This window comes from Marinobacter sediminum, from assembly GCF_016820575.1.
GTDB lineage: Bacteria > Pseudomonadota > Gammaproteobacteria > Pseudomonadales > Oleiphilaceae > Marinobacter > Marinobacter sediminum.
On sequence record NZ_JAEMQH010000003.1, the window covers coordinates 267359 to 285931 of the forward strand.

Consider the following 18573-nt stretch of genomic DNA (forward strand, 5'->3'; position numbering starts at 1 on the left):
TGCAGGCCGACCACACGCTTGGCCCTGGGGCAGGGGCAAGAGAAGGCAGGGGGAATGACTGGTCTGAAGCATAGCTTACTTGAGTCAGCGCACCACAAACACTGAAATATCGCTGTGCTTCACGATGTTGCCGGCATTGGAGTGGAGAATATGCAGGCGGTCTCCCATGCCAGGGGGGTGTGAGGCCATCACGATCAGGTCGGCGCCGGTGTCCTTGATGGCATCAAGGAGTTTGTGATCGAGCTCAACTGCGGTATCGGGTGTCGCCAGCACTTCACTGCTGGTGCGCAGGCCATGGGATTTGCCCTGTTCTTCGGCAAAAACCTGGAGTTTCTCGGCGAGTTCCTTGGGATTGTGCGCCGCGGCACCGGGGGTAGTGTTGGTTACGGTGACGTAGCAGACGGCGGCATTGTAGTGCTTGGCAATATCGACGGCCGTGCTCAACGCTTTCGACAGCTTCTCGGTATGTGCCAGATCAACGGGCACCAGAATTTTGCTGTACATGACCCCTCCCTGAGTTGCGTATCGTGCAATCATTCATGTCACGAGCTTACTCTAAGCATGGCACGGGCTTGGGGATCTGCAAAAAAAGGCATAAAAAAAGGCAGCCGAAGCTGCCTTTTTTCGCGGTTATTGCTTAATCCGTTAAGGATTAAAGAGCAACAACGTTCTCCGCCTGAGGACCTTTCTGGCCCTGAGTCACGGTGAACTCAACTTCTTGGCCTTCGGCCAGAGTCTTGAAACCACCGCCTTGAATAGCGCTGTAGTGAACGAATACGTCCGGGCCGCCTTCACGAGTGATGAAACCAAAACCTTTCGCTTCGTTGAAGAACTTAACGTTGCCGGTAACTGTAGACATATTTAACTTTCCTGAAATTGATCTTTTAAATGCGCCGTCAGACTATCGTTGTGATATCCGATCAGCATTGTGCGGGAAACAAAAAACTTGCGGGATCAAAAACAGGACGTACGACTTGTTACAGCTACAATGCGTCTTATTGATGAAATGCTTTGCTAAATCTTTCCAACGGCATCCACAGTACCTCACCAGCATTAAAATGCAAAGGACTTTTTCATAAGCACAAACCCGTGGATGTACGAATCTCTGCGGTCAGGCTGTCCAGCCGGCAGGGTTTGGCGATGCCAAAGCCCTGGGCGTAATCCACCTGTATCTCCCGCAGGGTTTCCATGATTTCCATGTTTTCCACGTATTCGGCGATGGTTTTCAGGTCGAGAAAATGGCAAAGCTCGTTGATCGACCGCACCATGGCGTAGTTGGTGAGGTTGGTGGCCATGTCCTTCACGAAAATTCCGTCGATCTTTACGTAATCAACCGGCAGTTTCTGCAGGTAGGCGTAGGACGACAGGCCGGTGCCAAAATCATCCAATGCAAACCGACAGTCCAGGCGCTTCAGTTCACGCATGAAATCGGCGGCGTAGTGCAGGTTGGCGACAGCAGAGGTCTCCGTCACTTCAAAACAGATTTTCGGTGTCAGGTTTCGATTGGCTCGCAGTAACGATTCCAGGTCCAGCATGAACCGGTCGTCACTGAGCGACGCGCCAGACAGGTTAACGTTGAGCGTATCAATTCCCTCCAGGATGTCCGGGTTGCTGTTCATCCAAGCGAGTACTTCCTGCACCACCCACAGATCCACCCGGGTGCTGCGTCGGAATTTCTCCGCCGCCTCGATATAAGCCTGCGGTGAGATCTGGTTGCCGGCTGCATCTGTCAGCCCGAGGAGAAGCTCGTAGGATTTGCCACCCGTGTCGGTATCGATCAACGGCACAATCGGCTGGGCACGAATGAACAAGCTGCCGTCGCTGATGCTGCGATCGATTTCGGATACCCATTGCGGCGTCTCCGGTTTGGCCAGCGGACTGGAATTCTTTACCAGTTCCACTCGGTTGCCCCCCAACCGTTTCACTGATTTCAGTGACAGACTGGCGGAGTTCAGCAGATCGCCAGCCGACTCCGCAGCATCGGTAATAGGGCACACGCTGACGCTCAGGGTTGCCCGATAGGACGTGTCGTCGTGAGTAAACTCCTGATCCTCGAACGCCTGGCGCAGGTGCTCGGCAAAATCCAGGCTCTCCTCAATGGCCGTGCCATCAATCAGAACGGCAAATTCGTTGCCGCTGATTCGGCCAGCATGAGGTTCCGGGTGATGCGATGCGCAGTGTTTCTGGATGAGTGCCCCGGTGGCCTCAAGCAGTTTGTCGCCGGCCTTGGCGCCGTAGGTGGAGTTAATGACGCTGAACTCGTCGATGTCGAGAACCACCAGCGACCCGGTGCCATCTGCGATCGCGCCCCGGGCCAGCACCGCGGATACCAGTTTTTCGAAGTCATGGCGATGCATGCATTTGGTCAGGGCGTCGTGCGTTGCCTCAAAATTGAGCCGGCGATAAACGTCCTGAACCATGTTGAACAAGCTCTGGTCGACAAAGGGGATATCGCCTTCCTCCACCAGTGCTGCGGTTCCCATGCGCAGCTTTTGCACAAACTCCCGGAAATTGAAGCTGATTTCGCTCATGCCCGTGGGCGAGAGGAACACAAAGCGCAGCACCTCCTCACCGCCCCAGACCAGGCGCAGCTTGCGCGTTTCGCCGGTCTCCAGCGTGATCTCGACCCAGTCGCCCACGGTCAGCTCACGAGCCCGGGTGGCCCAGCGGTCAGTCTCGGCTTCAGACGGCTCCGGCTCGGGTTTTGGCTTCTCGCCATAAACTTCCAGGTAAACGGTGGTGACGTCGTGTTGTTGCTGCAGTTGTCCGGTGAGTTCAGTCATCAGGGAGCGGAAACGTGCGATGTCGCCAACGGTGCGAAGCTCACGATCAATGAACCTCAGAACATTGCCGCTCTCCAGTTCCCGCTCAAAAGCCAACTCGTCATTTGCTGCATCTGATGTGCTTGGTGTAAGCCAGCTTTTCAGCAGCTTGACCACTTCAAGCAGTTCACCGTAGTAATGGCTGTCCGGGCCCTCCCGCAGGAGTGCGAGTACCATCAGCTGTTCCCAGCCGGCGGCAAGAAGTGTCAGGAGTACCGTGGGAATTTCCTGGCCGCCGACAATGGTATTAAGTTCTTGCTGTACCAGTTTTCTGGTCTTCTTGAGTCGTTCCTTCCCTTCCAGTGTCTTGGCGAGGCGCTCGGAATTCCTGACGAAGGACTGGTCCTGACGCTCGACCAGAGTTTTGAGCTTGCCGTTGAGAAGCTGGAGCTGTTCGGAATCCAGGTTGTCAGCGTGGATGAGGTCTTCGATGATCCCGGAAACCGTGGACTCCAGGTTCTTGGTGGACGCGCGCTCGGCCAGACACAAGCGCATGAGGTCGTTCACGATTTCTCGCGCGGGATGGTCCTGGTCGTTGAGGAACTCGGGGGTATCGAGCAATGCCTCGAAGACCGGGAGTTTCAATTGCTCCAGCTTGTCTCTCAAACCGCCTGAAATTCGCTGCTGGGTTTGCAGTGGCGCGAAAAGTTGATCCACAAGGCTGGCTTTTGCCAGCGTCGGTTCATCAACCGAGCTGCCAAAATCCGGATCGGCCTCTGCCAGTTCGCGCAGGGCCTCGCTAAGTTCTGGTTGTGAGGTTTGCAGTTTCTCAAGCAAGTCAGACCGTCTTGGTTTCAGGTCGGCGCAGAACTGAGGGCTCGATTGCTGCCAGCCGACCAGATCGGCATCGCCTCCGTGTGCAAGTCCCATCAGGCGAAACAGCGACTGGTCCGGGGTGTGGGCCTCGTGATGACCGGGTTGGGAAGAGGCAAAGTGGTCGTCGGTATCGATCTCGGTTTCGATTTCGTCTTCGGCCGTAGCCGCCGTCAGTTTGGCCTCCGGGCTGGTGGCTCCCCGGGCCGACCAGTTTGGCGGCAGTTGGGCAAAGCCGATGGTGTTCAGTCCGGCGCGGGCGCAGTCATCAATAAGCGCTTTCATGGCCGGCGCCCACACCTCCCGCAGCGACGATTCGAATGCGGAATAGATGGTGTGGCGGTGTTCGTTGGCGATGCCCAGACGATCGGTTGCGTATTGTAGGCACGTGCATAGCGCGCCGGGAGACAGGGGATTGTTGGAATCGGTGATGTCCTTACGGAAGACCTGATTCAGTAACTGGTGCAGGGCAAACAGAATGTCGGATTGTTCGCCGGCCAATCGTGCGGCAACAGTCTGCAGATCCAGCCAGTCCTCAAATACCTGCTGTTGAAGAACATGCAGTTCCGCTCCGTGTTCCTGCTCAACTCGGTTGTCGGTTATTTTCGTGTTGTTGGCGGTGAACCTGACCTCGAAATCCTGGCAGATTTGAGGCTGGCGACTGGCAAAAATGAACCGCATGTCCTTCAGCCGGGTTATTTCCCGCATTTCCGCGGCATTCTCGAGTTCTTGTTCGATCATTCTTCCGGCGGTATCGAGGAAGTCCGGTAGCAGCCGCTCCAGCAGCCGTATGGCGTGTTGCTGATAAAGACGCTTCAGACCATCCATTGCGGCTTTGTCTGCAAGCACGGCTCGCCGGCCGGGGGCCTCTTGCGCCGCGCCAAGTTTGGCAAGCACGTCGGCAGAGGGTTTAGCAGTCAGAACAAGCGTTTCGCCCTCGCTGGCGCGGAGTGTGCCCCTTAAATGCAGTCTGGAGTCCTGGCCGTTGCCGCCTCCGAGGATGTGCAGATCCACCTTGCCAGGCTCGCCCGAGGCGAAACGGCTGGTCACTGCGGGGGAAGTCAGCTGGCTGAGCGAGAGTAGGGCCCTGTCATCCTGCACCTCAATGCGGGAGACAACACAGCCACAGGGATTAAGTGCCGGGCAAACTAAGAGGGCATCCTGCAGGAGCTTCGTGCTTTTGTTCCTTCGGGCTGAGGTCATTACCGCCTTCCTGAGCAGCGATACATCGGAATATGTGCGTGTGAACTTGTTTTCAGATTAATGGCATAGTCGCAGAATGCAAAGCATAAATGCCGATGACGAAAATTCTGGAGAATGCCATGAAGTTTATTTTCGAGGTCCGTATTAAAGAAGGGCACACGGCGGAGGAATATGCCGATGCCTGGGTACGAGCCAGCGAAATCATTCAGCAGGCGTCCGGTGCCCGAGGCACTGAGCTGCATCGCAAGATCGGCGATCCCAACACTCTGATCGCGATCGCTCGCTGGGACAGCAAAGAAGCCAGAGATGCCATGGAGTCGAAACATAACCCCAGCGTAGCCGAGATTATCCGCAGCGTTGCACCGTTCGTGGAAATCACGCCGCTGGGGGAGTTTGAGGAGCCTGAGTGGGTTGTGCTTCCACCAAGGAGGTCTGGCTGAAAATGCCTGCTATCTTGAGAGACTGGAACACAAAGCAGGGGACTGAGTAATGTGGGATTCCGTCGAAGCAGGAGTGAGTGCCTGGTTATATCCTGCGCTGTCCGCTGTGATCTCCGTGCTGCTGGCTTACATTGGTTTTCGCCTTGCGCTTGGGGTGGTCCATCGGCTCACCCGGCGCAAAGCGGTTCCCCGGCTCTTTCTTGATGCTTCGGCCCGGGCCCTGGGTTTCGTGGTCTGTCTGTTGGTCCTCAATGGTGTCCTTGAAGCGGCACCCTCGGACCTGCGTTTCCTGCCCGAGCTTCAGCACCTCGCAACTCTGCTTTTGATCCTGTCGGTCACCTGGGCCCTGGTGCGCAGCACCTCGGCGATTGGCGAGGTGATCGTTACCCTCAACCCGGTCCTCGAAAATGAATGGAAGCGGGCCCGGAAGGTAGAGACCCAAACCCGATTCCTGGTTCGGGGCCTGAATATCCTGATCGTGATTCTCGGGTTGGGTGCCGCCCTGATGACCTTTGAGTCGGTGCGGCACGTAGGCGGCAGTCTGCTGGCGTCAGCCGGTGTCGGCGGCATTATTTTGGGGTTTGCTGCCCGCCCGGTGCTGGGCAACCTGTTGGCGGGGATGCAGATTGCGCTGACCCAACCCTTCCGGATTGATGACGTTCTGAACGTTCAGGGCGAGTGGTGCTGGGTTGAGGAAGTGACTGCAACCTATGTGGTGTTGAGGGTCTGGGATCTGCGACGGTTGATCGTGCCGTTGCAGTGGTTCATCGAAAACCCGTTCCAGAACTGGTCAAGAAACACCACCGATCTGCTGGGCACCGTGTTCCTTCGGGTCGATTACACCATGCCATTGTTTCCGTTGCGGGAGGAGTTTGCCCGCCTGTTGCGGCAAGCACCCCAGTGGGATGGCAAGACTGAAACCGTTCAGGTGACAGATTCCGACGACACAACTATCCAGATCCGGTTTCTTATGAGTGCCCCGGACTCCAGTCAAACCTGGGACTTGCGCTGTGCTGTGCGTGAGGGACTGATTACCTTCATGCAGGAACACTACCCCGAATACCTGCCCAGGATTCGGGCGCGGATGCTGGATCCTGAGCTGCCCGGGGAGTTGTCACCGCCGCCACGGTGAACGTGGTCCTTCCAGGCGTTCGCCCTGCCACTGGGGAATCTCGCCGAAGCGGGAGCTGCGGGCTTCCCAATCCTGCTCGGCCTGAACGATTTCCTGCTGGTGGTAACCCACGTAATTCCACCACATGACTACGTCCCTCCCTAACGGCTCACCGCCGATCAACAGCAAGCGCGTGCCCGCCGTGCAGTCGATGATCAGGGTGCTGAGGTTGGCGCCGAGGTAGGCCAGTTCATCGGCTGCAAAGCGCTCACCCTCGATGTCGCAGGTTCCGGTCAAGGGCAGAATGCCGTATTCGAAACCGGGCTCCAGGGTCAGGCTGACGCTCTGGGGCAGCTCACAGTCAATGTCCAGGGCTATGATGGGGGAGTACTGAAGCGTGTCGGCGGTTCGGGATTCGTACTGCCCGGTCAGCAGGGTCCAGGTCGCGCCCTGGTTCTGCCAGCGGGGCAGGGCGGGGTAATGATCAAAACGTGGCGTGGTGTCGCGATCTGCTTCCGGGAGCGCAATCCACAATTGCGCCGCGTGCAGCGAGCGCTCGCCGAATACGGATTCTTCCGTGTGGCTGATGCCGTGACCGGCGGTCATCAAATTAACTTCACCCGGGCGGATGGGCTGGCTGTTGCCCAGGCTGTCCCGGTGCAGCAGCTCGCCTTCAATCATCCAGGTAAAGGTCTGCAAGCCGATGTGGGGGTGGGGGCCAACCCGTAAACCCTTTTCGCTCTCATCAAACGTGACCGGGCCGATGTGGTCCAGGAAACACCAGGCGCCTATTTGACGGCGCCCGCGAGTGGGAAGATTCCGGGCAACCGGTATGCCGCCAACTTCCCCGGTTCGGGCCTGAAAACGCTGTGTCATAAGCTCTGCCTCGTTCACTGTAGCTTCAGCATGGTCCTGCCGGGTTGAAACGGCAAGTGCCTGATCAGAGGCAATCCCACTGAACGTTTCAGAAAATTTCGGTGCTGGGTTGTCGGCTCATGGTTAGCTGGGTAATTATGATAAGCCGTGAGTCTGGTGGGTACGCCCAGGCGTCTAAAACAATTTCAATGAAGGAGTCCTCTTTTGTCTGACCTCGCCACTTATGAAAGTTTCAACGTTGAAGTAAAGGATCATATTGCTCATGTTCAGTTCAGTCGCCCGGAGGCACTGAACTCCATGAACAAGGCATTCTGGCTGGAACTGCCGAAGTGCATGCAGGACATCGAGGCGAATTCCGACGCGCGGGTCATCGTGATTTCCAGCACTGGCAAACACTTCTCCGCCGGTATGGATCTGGGCGTGTTCAGTGACCCGAAGGCGGTCCCGATGAGCGGTGACCCCGGCCGTATGGCAGAGAACCTGCGTAGGGTCGTGCTGCAGTTGCAGGACACCCTGACATCGCTGGAGAAGATCAGGCTGCCCGTGTTGGCGGCCATCCACGGTGGCTGCATTGGCGGAGCCCTGGACCTGGTCTGTGCCGCCGACAGTCGTTACTGCACCGAGGACGCGTATTTCACCATCAAGGAAACCGAGCTGGGCATGACGGCCGATGTCGGTACCTTGCAGCGCCTGCCGAAGCTGATGCCCGAGGGTGTGGTGCGTGAGCTGGCTTACACCGGTCGTAAGTTTTCGGCTCAGGAAGCGCAGAGCCTCGGTTTTGTGAATGCCACCTACGAGAACCAGGACGCCATGCTGGATGCGGTCATGGCGATCGCCGGCCAGATTGCCGCCAACTCGCCGCTGGCGGTTACCGGCTGCAAAGAGATGCTCAACTACAGCCGTGACCACTCTGTGGAGGACAGCCTTCGTTACATGGCAACCTGGCAGGCGGGGATGTTCCGCCCGGGCGATATGATGAAAACCTTCCAGGCCAAGGCCCAGAAGCAGGCGCCGGAATACGATAACCTGCTTCCGGTTAAGGGCTTGTTCGAGTCCTGAATGGCTAAAGGTTCCGGTTCCAAAATGTCTGCCCGGACCGCTCTGTTGTTTCAGGGCGGTATCGGCGTGCTGGGCTTGATAGCCATTGTGCTGTTCGACATTCCGGTGCAGAACAGCGGCCTGTCTTGGGCGCAGAGCTTGGGCTGGGGCTGTCTCGGTGCGTTTGGCTCCTATGGATTACTGATCCTGCTGACCCGCGTGCCCGGTTTTTTTCCGGACAACCTTGAGCGCCAAATGCGCAATCTTCATGACTTTGCGGCCAGTTTTGGCTGGCCAGTCCTGGTTGCGCTATCGATTGTCGCTGGCGTAGGGGAAGAGCTGCTGTTCCGGGGGGCAGTGCAGGGCTGGCTGACACAGAGCCTGGGAGGTGTCGTGGCTATCGCCGTGGCTTCGGTGCTTTTTGGCCTGGTGCACTATGTCTCATTTACCTATTTCCTGGTCGCGACCGGGCTTGGGCTGCTGCTGGGCGTCGCCTACGCCCTATCAGACAGCCTGGCGCTGGTGATGATCTGGCACGCAATCTACGACGTGATTGCGCTGTTCTGCCTGCTTCGGTTCCCACATTGGTTTGGCGTCAAACCCCGCCCCCATCATTAATTGTTTTCTTGCGTTGAAGCGCCCTTGCGCGCTTCAAAATTGGCCAGTTCAACGTTAATGGCGTTGGTGGATATCTGTATCTCGTAGAGCGAGTAAAGTAGCGACAAGGACAACAGCACCAGGCTGATGCCAAAGGCCACAACGCCCTGGAGCTCGGCGCCCAGAAACAGCAGAAACATGGACACGGTGCACAAGAAAAAACTCAGCACCCCAAAGGCCTGCATGCGCTTGGTCAAAGTGATGCGTTTCCGCAGCATGCCGATTTGTCGGGCAATGAGAGAGTGGTCCTCCTCGGAATCCATCTGTTTCAATTGCCGAATCAGCTGGGCGAGCACCATAAAGCGGTTGGTGTAGGCCAGCAACAAGAGCGAAATGGCTGGAAATAGCAATGCGGGCGTTGTCAGATCCAAAGCGGAGTCCTTGTTTTCCGGGGTAGAGGTGAGACAGGCGCTACCAGTTGCCTGAAGCGATGCGCCGGTGGTTCGCCACCGGCCTGTTGTAAATATAGACCCACGCCAATCCAAACTGGGTGGACATTTCCCGACGCAGGTACAGGCTCTCCTCGGGCGCCTGGGGGAAGAAGTCTTCAAGCCGGTCGAGCTGTTGCAGGGTGTAATCGTTAACCTCGAACACTTCGACCATCACACCTGTCGAAGGCTCAGCAAGTGCGCCGGGGTAAGGTCCGAGGTCGTACAGTGTCAGTCCGGTCAGCCAGTCCTCTCCGAGAACAATAGCGTCCTTGAGCAATTCGCTGTTGCTGCCGCCTCGTTTCAGCGTGCCGTAGACTGCGACCCGTTGAATCACGCCCGTAACCTCAACCCATCGACACAGGGGACACACCGATCAGCCACTGGTGGGCCCAAACCACAGTAACCACGTAAACCGCCAATCCGGCACCGACCGCAATGATGTCGTTGGCTTTACCTGCGGGCAGGGTAGGCGTTGCGCGCTGGGGACGCCGCTTCAGGGAGATGCGATCCACCACCGCCCAGGCCAGGAAGGTGCCGAACAGAAGCACATCGTGCAGCATGCCGTTAGCCAGCAGGTGCGCCAGCGCCCAGAGCTTCACCGCCACCAGCATCGGATGCTTGAGCGTGGTTTTGATGCGGCCCGGCAGGTACGCAGCAAACAGCAGCGGGAAAACCGGAATCAGGAGCAGTAGGGCCAGATGCCGCAGCCCTCCGGGCGGTGTGTACAGTACTGTCGGTTCCAGTCGGGCGGCGCCGTAGCCGACAACGATCAGCACCAGGCCGATCAGCGCAATCACCGCGTAGAGACCTTTGAAAGGCCCTTCACCGAGGGACGTCTGCAAGCGATTGCGCAGCGGTTCGTTAACGATGGACAGCGAGTGAATGCCGAGAAACAGAACCAGGCCGGCGATCAGTGTAGCCATTCCCACAACTCCTCTATTGGGTAAACGTGTTGGCGGATGTCAGCGATTGGGTCAGTCGATCCATGATACCGCCGCCATGGCGCCAAAAGTGCCAGTATAGCTGTACCTGCAAGGACTTACCGGGAGCAATACTAACCAATTTCCCGGCATTGAGCTCTTCCCGCGCCTGCATTTCCGGAATCATGCCGTAGCCCATGCCCGCCAGTGCCAGTTTTACAAACCCTTCCGAGGAGGGGCACAGATGGTGTGGAACGCTGCCATGAAAACCACACTCGGCCAGGAACCGGTGTTGGAGTTGATCGTTGGGGCCAAAAACAATGGCCGGGGCGGTCTCAAGGCTCTGCTCGTTAATGCCCTCACTGAAGTGCCGGCGAAAATACTCCGGTGTGGCCAGCGGCAGATAGGTCATGCTTCCCAGCGGAACGCTGCGGGCACCGGCGACCGGCTGCGGGCTGCTGCACAGGCAAGCAGCCACGTCGCCCTCACGCATGCGGCGCAGTCCGATGTCCTGGTCCTCAATGACCATGTCCAGCAGCAGGCTTTCTTCGCTGCAGAACTTGCCGATGGCACTGGCCCACCAGGTGGCCAGGGTATCGGCATTGAGCGCGATTCTCAGCCGGGCAGAGGGCTCGGAGATGGCGGGGATCGAGCGGGCAAGGTCTCGCTCCAGTAGTTGCACTTGCTGGACGTGGTTCAATAGCCTCTGGCCGGCCGGCGTGGCCTTCAGTGTCGGGCTGCGCACCAGTACCGGCTGGCCCAGGCGGATCTCCAGGGTTCGGATGCGCTGGGATACAGCCGACTGACTCAGTCCCAGGGCCGTTCCGGCTTTTTCGAAGCCGCCACATTCCATCACCGTAGCCAGTGCTTCCAGCAGTTTGTAGTCGATCATTAGAAAAACTTATGCAGCATTATCAGTATGAATTTCAAGTATAGCGACGAATGGCTATCCTTGCGCCATCAATAAACGAGTTTGCCCTTCTGGAGATAAGCTGTGCTGGAGAGTTATCTGACAGGTCTGGTGGTTTGCGGTGGCATCATTGTGGCGATTGGTGCCCAGAATGCCTACATTCTGGGCCAGGCGATCCGCCGTGAGCACCATTGGTGGTCGGCCGGGTTATGCATGCTGGCCGACATCAGCCTGTTTACCCTCGGTATGTTTGGTGTCAGCGCCGCGCTGATGGCGATGCCGGAAGCCCTGCAGGTTCTGCGCTGGTTGGGCGTTGCTTTCCTTGGCTGGCTGGCGGTTCAGGCGTTCTACCGGGCAAGCCGGGGTCGGGTCGCCCTGGAGGCCGGTGAGATCAAGCGGCGCAGCCTGAAAGGGGTGTTGTTTACTACCCTGGCCGTCACTCTGCTGAACCCTCAGGTGTACCTCGATACCCTGTTGCTGATTCCCGCCATTGGCGCTCAGCAGGAAAACGCCACCACCTTTGTCGCCGGCGCCAGCAGCGCGTCCGTGATGTGGTTTGGTCTGATCGCCTGGGGCGGCTCTGCGATGGCGCCGGTGCTGTCGCGACCGTTGGCCTGGCGAATCATTGACGGCTTTATCGGCTTGATGATGGCAGGCATTGCCCTGCAGCTGGCCTTCGGCGGACTGTAACTACCGGCTGCCCAAGACGCTGAAGACCAATCCACCGTAAGAAATTCTGTTGCATACGTCCATGTCCTTGTAGAGGATAGCCTGCTACGTAAACCTGAACACTCTGCAGAGGCACGTTTATGAACAGAAAAATCCGCCAGTGGTTCGCCAGCGCAAGCGCTTTGCGCGGAATGCTCTCGACCTTTGCGCCCTACCTGGGTGCCGGCATCAAGGTCACCAAAATTGCAGAGGATTTCAGCGCGGCAACGGTGGAGCTGCGTCAGCACTGGTACAACACCAACTACGTGGGCACGCACTTTGGCGGTTCGCTTTACAGCATGGTTGATCCCCACTACATGCTGTTGCTCATGCGCCGGCTCGGCAAGGGCTATATCGTGTGGGACAAGTCAGCGAGTATCGATTTCATCCGGCCCGGCAAGGGCACCGTCCGTGCCCATTTTGAGCTCACCGTCGAGCGGGTTGAAGAGATCCGACGCATGACCGCAGGTGGCGACAAGTACCTCCCCGAATGGGACATCGACATTCTGGATGAAAGCGGAGAGCTGGTCGCCCGGGTTCACAAGGTGTTGTACGTCCGCAAGAAGCGATAGGGAAGAGAATAGCCGTGCCAAAACCCGGGGCGCGTCGGCTTCAGTCGAACCGACGGGCCTGGGTAAACCGGTCTTTCCAGTAATAGCCGTTGAGTTCTGACAGTGTCACGCCGATAGATGTCGAGGCGTGCATGAAGTGATTGCCGCCCATATAGATGCCCGCGTGCTGCTCCTTGCCACCAATCCGGAAAAACACCAGATCGCCCGGTTGAATCTCGCTGGGGGCAACCACCTTGCCATGCCGAAGCATCTGCGAGGTTGTTCGCGGCAGTTGCTTGTCCAGCCCTTCCCGAAAAGCCGTGGTGATAAAACCGGAGCAATCGAAGCCCTCGGCTGAAGTGCCGCCGTACTCGTAAGGCACCCCCACATAGCGCTCATAGACCTGCCATAGCTTGTCAGTCTTGTCGGACGCCGGACCGGCCTCAACCTGAATTGGCCGGGTATCGGCGGGCTCGGTGCGCAGATTCTGGTTGCTGGCACAGCCGCCCAGCACGAATGCCATTACCAGCAGAATGAGGGCTTGTGTGAGCTTGAGGGGCATTCACTGACTCCGGGCAATTGAATCTGGCCCAACCTTATTACTGAAAGCGGCGGATGTCAGGTTACGATTCATTCTTAATGCGCTGGTACGCAGAGCGCTTGGTTATTTAAGGGTCTCCGATCGTAGGGAGGATTCCAGTTTTTTGGTTTCAGTGATATCAACCAGGGTTATGACGACGCCATCAATGACATTGTCCAGCCGTCGATAGGGAATGATCCTCACAGAAAACCAATGGTCATCCGCTGCTGTGATCTGCTTCTCCGAGACGTTCAGCGTTGAAAGGGTTTCCCGGGCATCGTCCTGGAGGTGAGGATAGTCGAGGCTGGTGGTCAGGTCGCTGAGTGGGCGGCCTATATCGCTGTCGCGTAGGCTGAAGATACGTGATGCACGAGCTGTGTAGCGGCGAACATTGAGCTGTTGGTCAAGAAACAGAACCGCAATTTCGATGCTGTTGAGAACATTTTGCATATCGCTCTGAGCCAACGCCAGATCATCCAGCTTGGTTTGTAATTCGGCATTGATGGTTTGCAGTTCTTCGTTCATCGACTGCATTTCTTCTTTCGAGGTTGTTAATTCCTCATTTGCCGACTGCAGCTCTTCATTCGTCGACTGCAACTCCTCGTTAGTCGCCTGCAGCCCCTCTCGTGAAAGTCGAGCCTCTTCGGTCAACCGGTTGATTTCCAACTGATATTGACGGGTGTCGTCGTCGCGACTGACCTTGGCTGATGGGCGCTTGTCTTTATGACGGAGTTGATCGCCTGCTGGCCGGTCGCGAAAAACCACCATAATCATGTCTTTCAATGCGACTGGCTCCTGAAACGCCTGCACGGTTACGTCAACATGCTGCACGCCGGCTTCCGTTTGCACCTCAAGATCAGCCAGTTCTACCGGCTCCTGCTGAGCGCTAGCCTGCTTGAGTGCGGCAAACAGAGGAACTCGTAGGCCTTCCCGGGCCATCGCATGGATGTTCCAGTTAGCCTTGCCTGCAGCCGGTTCCAGGTACTTACCGGTACGGCCGCTGATGTAGAGGATGTCAGCGTCGCTGTTGAGGACGACGGCGGCTGGGGAATACACCTGCAGAAGAAGGTGGTCAGCCGCCGACTGCAAATTGTCGGTTACCTGAGGTGGAACATGTGGGGCGGGCACTGGCTCCTCCTTAGAAAGAGTGGATAGTGGTGGAAAGGACTCTAACAGGATACCCGAGCCGCTCGCGGTTTCGTGTTCCTGTTTCTGATAGATACGCAGATTGGCTTTCAGTGTCGTGAACAGGTGATTCATTCTGCCGACAGTTTCCGAACTTCCCAGAACCATGAGCCCCTTGGGGCGAAGGCTGTAATGGAATAGCGGCAACAGCCGGCGCTGAAGCATCGGGTCGAAGTAGATCAGCAAATTTCTGCATGCAATCAGGTCCAGCTTGGTGAAGGGAGGATCCAGGGTGACGTTGTGCTGGGCAAACAACACCATGTTCCGGACTGCTTGTGTCACCTGGTAATGGTTGTTGTGCTTGGTGAAAAAACGACTCAGGCGTCGTTTGGACACGCCTCCAGCGATGGTCAGCGGGTAGCAGCCACGCCGCGCCGTCTCAATCGCTTCCGGGCTCAGGTCTGAGGCAAAAATCTGCAGGCTGATATCCCGGCCGGGTTTTAGGTGCTGCGTGGCCTCGGCAAACACCATGGCCAGAGAATACGCCTCTTCCCCGGTCGAGCAGCCTACTACCCAGGCGCGCAATTGGGTGCCGTCGGGGGTGCGCTTTAGGAGGTCTGGTACAGCATGCTCTGCCAGGTACGTCCACACATTCGTGTCCCGGAAAAACTGGGTAACACCAATCAACAGCTCTCTGAACAAAAACTGAACTTCCTGGCTGTTCTGCTCCAGATAGTGGGTGTACTCGGCCAGCTCCGTAAGACCGTGAATGGCCATTCGGCGGTCAATACGACGGTGGAGTGTGCTGGGCTTATAGAGTGAAAAGTCATGCCGTGTGCCCTGTTGGAGCAGGCGGATGATGGGTTCGATCGATTTCATCGATTTGGTCAAATCTCCCCCGCGCCCGGTCTGTGGCGTAACAATACGATGGATATAATCCAGTATGCGGCTGGGCAATGCTTTAGCCGAGGTGACAATATCGACGCACCCTGCTGCGATGGCACTCTTTGGCATGGCGTCGAACTGAGCGCTTTCCGGCTCCTGCGCTGCGGTCAGTCCGCCCGTGGTTTTGATCGCCTGCAGGCCCAGAGTGCCATCGGTTCCCATGCCGGAGAGAACAACCGCAATGGCTTGGTCGTTGTATGCGCTGGCCAGCGACGAAAACAAGACGTTGATCGGCAGTCGTAGCCCTCTGGGTTTGGTCGGTTCGGACAGTTGTAAAACACCATCTGCGACTCGGAGCTCCCGGTTTGGCGGAATTACGTAAACGCAGTCCGGCTGGATAATCATGCGCTGTTGCGCTTCCTGGACCGGCATATCCGTGCTGCGCTGCAGGAGTTCGGGTAGCAAGGCTTTTTGGGTGGGGTTCAGGTGCTGGACAACTACGAAGGCGGCGCCAGAATCTGAAGGGGTATTACGAAAGAACTCTTCCAGAGCGATCAGGCCTCCGGCGGAGGCCCCGATTCCTACAATGCGCATTACAGGCGTTCAAATGGTGTATCTTGCACCAACACCAGCTGGACGCTGTCTCCGGAAGCCGAAAGCCGGGCTTTGATCACAAGCGGGTAACTGTCCTTTCCGGTGCTCTTCAATTCTGCCTGACAGCTCTCGCTGGTTTCTGCTTGCCGTAGGCCGTGAATCAGATTCATCAAAAGATTGCTGCTTCTGGTTGTTAAAAAGTTCTGTACGAGTTTGCCAGTAAGGGCAGACACTGGCTGAGCAAATAAGTCACCGACGGCCTGGTTGCCCTCAATGATTTCGCCATCGTTGGCAACAATTAAATACGCGACGGGCGCTGAGTCGAACAGCATTCGATAATAAGCCAGTTCTTCACGGGCTTCATATTCGTTCGCCATGAGTTGGTCGTAAAGAATATCGAGCTCTACCTGGTGAGTCTGTAGTTCGTGGAGAAGTTTGAGGGCATCAGCGGCGGTTTCCGGGTCTGTCGCTTTTTGGTAAAGCGTTGTCAGAGCCTCAATGCCAAGTGCGCCACCGCCGTGCAACGGGGGGGCATTTTCTTTGAGAAGTGTTTCGGCACTGAGGCGCAACCGGGCGTGAATTTTGGCTTTGTGATGACCCTGGGGGTGTGGCATGTGGCCTCCGCCGACAATCGTTATCCCTTAGTTCCTTTATAGTACTCCAGGTAGTGAAACAGGGATAGCAGGGCAAGCGTCGAACCCGCCCACTGTGCGTTAGCGTACAGATTGTCTCAATCGATTGTCTTAGTCTGCCAAAGAGACGGGGTCCCTTGGCGAGGGTGGACAGGGTGCACTGGCAAGAAAGGTAAACGCTATGTTGGGTTATCGCGATTTTTTCTCGCTGGCTACGGCTTGGCTCCGCAAAGGAAGTTACCGGACAGATTTCTCGGTGAATGACGCTTTGCCCATGGGGATTCTGGTGACCGATCTGGACGGAAAATGTCTGTACAGCAATGCGGCCTATCAGAAGCTATCAGGCTGGGCTGGTGAAGCGTTACTTGGTTCCCATTGGAGTGCGCAGGTTCACCCCGACGATCGCCAATCTGTGCTTGAGCACTGGGAGGCGGCTTTGCAGGCGCATCAGCCGTATTTGTGTGAGTCGCGAATTCAGGGTGTCAACAGCGATTCGGTCTGGATCAGACGAAATGTTGCAGCGCTGGGTGAAGGCCATGAATGGCAGGGCTATGTGCATTCCGTTGAGGACATCAGTGTGTTCAAGGCAGAGGAAGCCGTCCGAAAAGCTGCCGAAGATAGGTTTTATGCAGACCAGCAGCGTGCCCAGGTGACCCTGGATTCGATTGGTGATGCCGTACTGAGTACCGGTATTGATGGTCGAGTCACCTACATGAATGTGGTGGCAGAAACGCTCACCGGTTTGGGGCGGCAGGAGGCCATTGGCCAACCACTATCCGACGTTTTTCAGGTGGTCGATGCGGTAACCCGAAAACCCGTTGTGGACCCTGCGCAAAGAGCCATCGAATCGGACAGCACGGTGGCCCTGGAAATTAATTCCTTGCTGATATCCCGTGACGGGGAGGAGCTGGCCATTGAAGATTCCGCGGCGCCCATTCATGACCGGAGTGGGGCTGTTATCGGGGCGGTGATCGTGTTTCACGATGCCCGGCTCTCTCGTGAGACGACTGCAAAAATGGCTCATTTGGCGCAGCATGATCCTCTGACTGGTCTGGTCAATCGACATGCGTTTGCTGAACACTTTGAGCAGTCGCTGGCGCTGGCGCGCAGGCACCGAACTCAAATGGCGATTCTGTTCATCGATGTGGACAATTTTAAGGACATCAACGATGCGCTGGGCCACGAATGCGGCGACATTATTCTTGCGGCACTCGCCGTTAAGCTGCTGGGGTGTTTGCGAGCAGCGGACACGCTCTGTCGCTACGGTGGCGATGAGTTCGTTGTTTTGTTGAGTGAAATCGCGGAAGCAGGTGATGCTTTTGAGGTGGCGGATAAGCTGCGAGAAGCTGCGGTTAAACCCATGGACGTGAAGGGCGAGAATATTCATCTGCGGATCAGTACCGGGGTTAGCATTTATCCGGAGGATGGCGATACGGTAGATGCGTTATTGCATTGCGCGGATACGGCGATGTATGAGTGCAAGGCTTATAATAAAAGGCTTTTCCTGCCGCTCTCACCGGAATCGACGATTCGCTCCTGATCCGAGTTATGATTAGAAATTAACCGATTCCAGGCGGTCGGTCTCGCGTTTCACTACGCCATAACATTCGCAACAGAGTTGCTCCAGATTGGGGCGATCAACAACGGTGATGTGGCCGCGATGGTAGTTGATCACGCCCAGCCTCTGCAGTTTGCCAGCGGCTTCGGTGACCCCCTCGCGTCGGACACCAAGCATGTTGGCAATCAATTCCTGGGTCATACAGAGCTCATTTCCGGGCAGCCGGTCCATCGACAACAATAGCCAGCGGCACAGTTGCTGATCGATCGTATGGTGCCGGTTGCATACGGCGGTTTGCGACATCTGGGTAATCAGGGCCTGGGTGTACCGCAACATCAAGATGCGCACCTCCGCATGGGCATTGAACTCTTCCTTGAGCTGGGCGGCCGGCATCAGATAGCAAAACCCCTCGCTCTGCACGACAGCGCGGCTCGGGGTGGTTTCCCCACCCATAAATACCATCACCCCAACGATGCCGTCATTGCCGACCACGGAGATCTCTGCGGAGGCGCCGCTCAGCATCACATAGAGCAGCGATACGATGCAGTCGGTGGGGAAGTACACGTAATCGACTGGGCGCCCGGACTCATAGATAACCTTGCCAAGGGACAGTTTCTCCAGCGTGAGATGGGGAAAAATACGTTTCTTGGCGCTGTCCGGTAAAGCTGCGAGCAGCCGGTTATGAAGTGGGTCAGGTGCATTGGTCATAACAATCCCGG

19 protein-coding genes are annotated in these 18573 nt (G+C 56.9%); 7 read left to right on the forward strand and 12 right to left on the reverse strand.

The features are described 5' to 3' along the window. Nucleotides 1–84: 84 nt before the first annotated feature. From FGO67_RS14725 to FGO67_RS14735, 3 genes are all read right to left on the reverse strand, one after another. On the reverse strand, nt 85–504 hold the full coding sequence (locus tag FGO67_RS14725; RefSeq protein ID WP_203301437.1) for a universal stress protein: 420 nt from the start codon (nt 502–504) through the stop codon (nt 85–87). 148 nt (nt 505–652) lie between these two features. Further along, nucleotides 653–859: a cold-shock protein gene (locus FGO67_RS14730; protein ID WP_036130097.1), complete on the reverse strand. Its 207-nt coding sequence runs from the start codon at nt 857–859 to the stop codon at nt 653–655. A gap of 214 nt (nt 860–1073) precedes the next feature. After that, on the reverse strand, nt 1074–4838 hold the full coding sequence (locus tag FGO67_RS14735; RefSeq protein WP_203301438.1) for a DUF1631 family protein: 3765 nt from the start codon (nt 4836–4838) through the stop codon (nt 1074–1076). Between the two features lie 119 nt (nt 4839–4957). Between FGO67_RS14735 and FGO67_RS14740 the strand changes: the two genes are divergently transcribed. Both FGO67_RS14740 and FGO67_RS14745 read left to right on the forward strand, forming a co-directional pair. Further along, a complete protein-coding gene (locus tag FGO67_RS14740) occupies nt 4958–5278 on the forward strand; it encodes an antibiotic biosynthesis monooxygenase family protein (RefSeq protein ID WP_203301439.1) in 321 nt (106 codons plus the stop codon). 49 nt (nt 5279–5327) lie between these two features. Continuing rightward, on the forward strand, nt 5328–6410 hold the full coding sequence (locus FGO67_RS14745) for a mechanosensitive ion channel family protein (RefSeq protein WP_203301440.1): 1083 nt from the start codon (nt 5328–5330) through the stop codon (nt 6408–6410). Here the strand turns inward: FGO67_RS14745 and FGO67_RS14750 are convergent. Then, nucleotides 6393–7265 (reverse strand): pirin family protein, encoded by an 873-nt coding sequence (locus tag FGO67_RS14750; RefSeq protein ID WP_203301441.1) that lies wholly within the window; start codon nt 7263–7265, stop codon nt 6393–6395. The genes FGO67_RS14745 and FGO67_RS14750 overlap by 18 nt on opposite strands. 204 nt (nt 7266–7469) lie before the next feature. On the opposite strand from FGO67_RS14750, the gene FGO67_RS14755 reads away from it, so the two are divergent. Continuing rightward, the gene (locus FGO67_RS14755) at nt 7470–8324 is read left to right on the forward strand and encodes a crotonase/enoyl-CoA hydratase family protein (protein ID WP_203301442.1); all 855 of its coding nucleotides are present in this window, start codon (nt 7470–7472) and stop codon (nt 8322–8324) included. A 24-nt stretch (nt 8325–8348) separates the two neighbouring features. Further along, nucleotides 8349–8921 (forward strand): CPBP family intramembrane glutamic endopeptidase, encoded by a 573-nt coding sequence (locus tag FGO67_RS14760; protein ID WP_238942471.1) that lies wholly within the window; start codon nt 8349–8351, stop codon nt 8919–8921. Here the strand turns inward: FGO67_RS14760 and FGO67_RS14765 are convergent. From FGO67_RS14765 to FGO67_RS14780, 4 genes are read right to left on the reverse strand one after another with little or no spacing between them, the layout of a single operon-like run. Continuing rightward, complete coding sequence (locus tag FGO67_RS14765) at nt 8918–9331, reverse strand: DUF2721 domain-containing protein (protein WP_203301444.1); 414 nt, start codon at nt 9329–9331, stop codon at nt 8918–8920. The genes FGO67_RS14760 and FGO67_RS14765 overlap by 4 nt on opposite strands. Nucleotides 9332–9371: 40 nt before the next feature. Further along, the gene (locus FGO67_RS14770) at nt 9372–9725 is read right to left on the reverse strand and encodes a gamma-glutamylcyclotransferase (protein WP_203301445.1); all 354 of its coding nucleotides are present in this window, start codon (nt 9723–9725) and stop codon (nt 9372–9374) included. Between the two features lie 10 nt (nt 9726–9735). Further along, nucleotides 9736–10314 (reverse strand): NnrU family protein, encoded by a 579-nt coding sequence (locus FGO67_RS14775; RefSeq protein WP_203301446.1) that lies wholly within the window; start codon nt 10312–10314, stop codon nt 9736–9738. 13 nt (nt 10315–10327) lie between these two features. Beyond that, on the reverse strand, nt 10328–11203 hold the full coding sequence (locus FGO67_RS14780) for a LysR family transcriptional regulator ArgP (protein WP_203301447.1): 876 nt from the start codon (nt 11201–11203) through the stop codon (nt 10328–10330). Between the two features lie 102 nt (nt 11204–11305). Between FGO67_RS14780 and FGO67_RS14785 the strand changes: the two genes are divergently transcribed. Then, a complete protein-coding gene (locus FGO67_RS14785) occupies nt 11306–11911 on the forward strand; it encodes a LysE/ArgO family amino acid transporter (RefSeq protein ID WP_203301448.1) in 606 nt (201 codons plus the stop codon). A gap of 119 nt (nt 11912–12030) precedes the next feature. Continuing rightward, nucleotides 12031–12501 carry a DUF4442 domain-containing protein gene (locus FGO67_RS14790; RefSeq protein WP_203301449.1) on the forward strand — a complete coding sequence of 157 codons (471 nt, stop codon included), beginning with the start codon at nt 12031–12033 and terminating at the stop codon, nt 12499–12501. Between the two features lie 40 nt (nt 12502–12541). On the opposite strand, the gene FGO67_RS14795 is transcribed toward FGO67_RS14790, so the two are convergent. From FGO67_RS14795 to FGO67_RS14805, 3 genes are all read right to left on the reverse strand, one after another. Then, nucleotides 12542–13042, reverse strand: a complete 501-nt coding sequence (locus FGO67_RS14795; protein WP_203301450.1) for a C40 family peptidase — start codon at nt 13040–13042, stop codon at nt 12542–12544. A 102-nt stretch (nt 13043–13144) separates the two neighbouring features. Further along, nucleotides 13145–15664, reverse strand: a complete 2520-nt coding sequence (locus FGO67_RS14800; RefSeq protein WP_203301451.1) for a chemotaxis protein CheB — start codon at nt 15662–15664, stop codon at nt 13145–13147. Further along, nucleotides 15664–16278: a PAS domain S-box protein gene (locus FGO67_RS14805; RefSeq protein WP_203301452.1), complete on the reverse strand. Its 615-nt coding sequence runs from the start codon at nt 16276–16278 to the stop codon at nt 15664–15666. The genes FGO67_RS14800 and FGO67_RS14805 overlap by 1 nt, the downstream gene beginning before the upstream one ends. Before the next feature lie 292 nt (nt 16279–16570). Between FGO67_RS14805 and FGO67_RS14810 the strand changes: the two genes are divergently transcribed. Then, the gene (locus FGO67_RS14810) at nt 16571–17836 is read left to right on the forward strand and encodes a diguanylate cyclase domain-containing protein (protein ID WP_275297955.1); all 1266 of its coding nucleotides are present in this window, start codon (nt 16571–16573) and stop codon (nt 17834–17836) included. Nucleotides 17837–17848: 12 nt separating this feature from the next. Here FGO67_RS14810 and FGO67_RS14815 read toward each other — a convergent pair whose 3' ends face one another. Beyond that, nucleotides 17849–18562 (reverse strand): Crp/Fnr family transcriptional regulator, encoded by a 714-nt coding sequence (locus FGO67_RS14815; protein ID WP_203301454.1) that lies wholly within the window; start codon nt 18560–18562, stop codon nt 17849–17851. Nucleotides 18563–18573 lie beyond the last annotated feature (11 nt).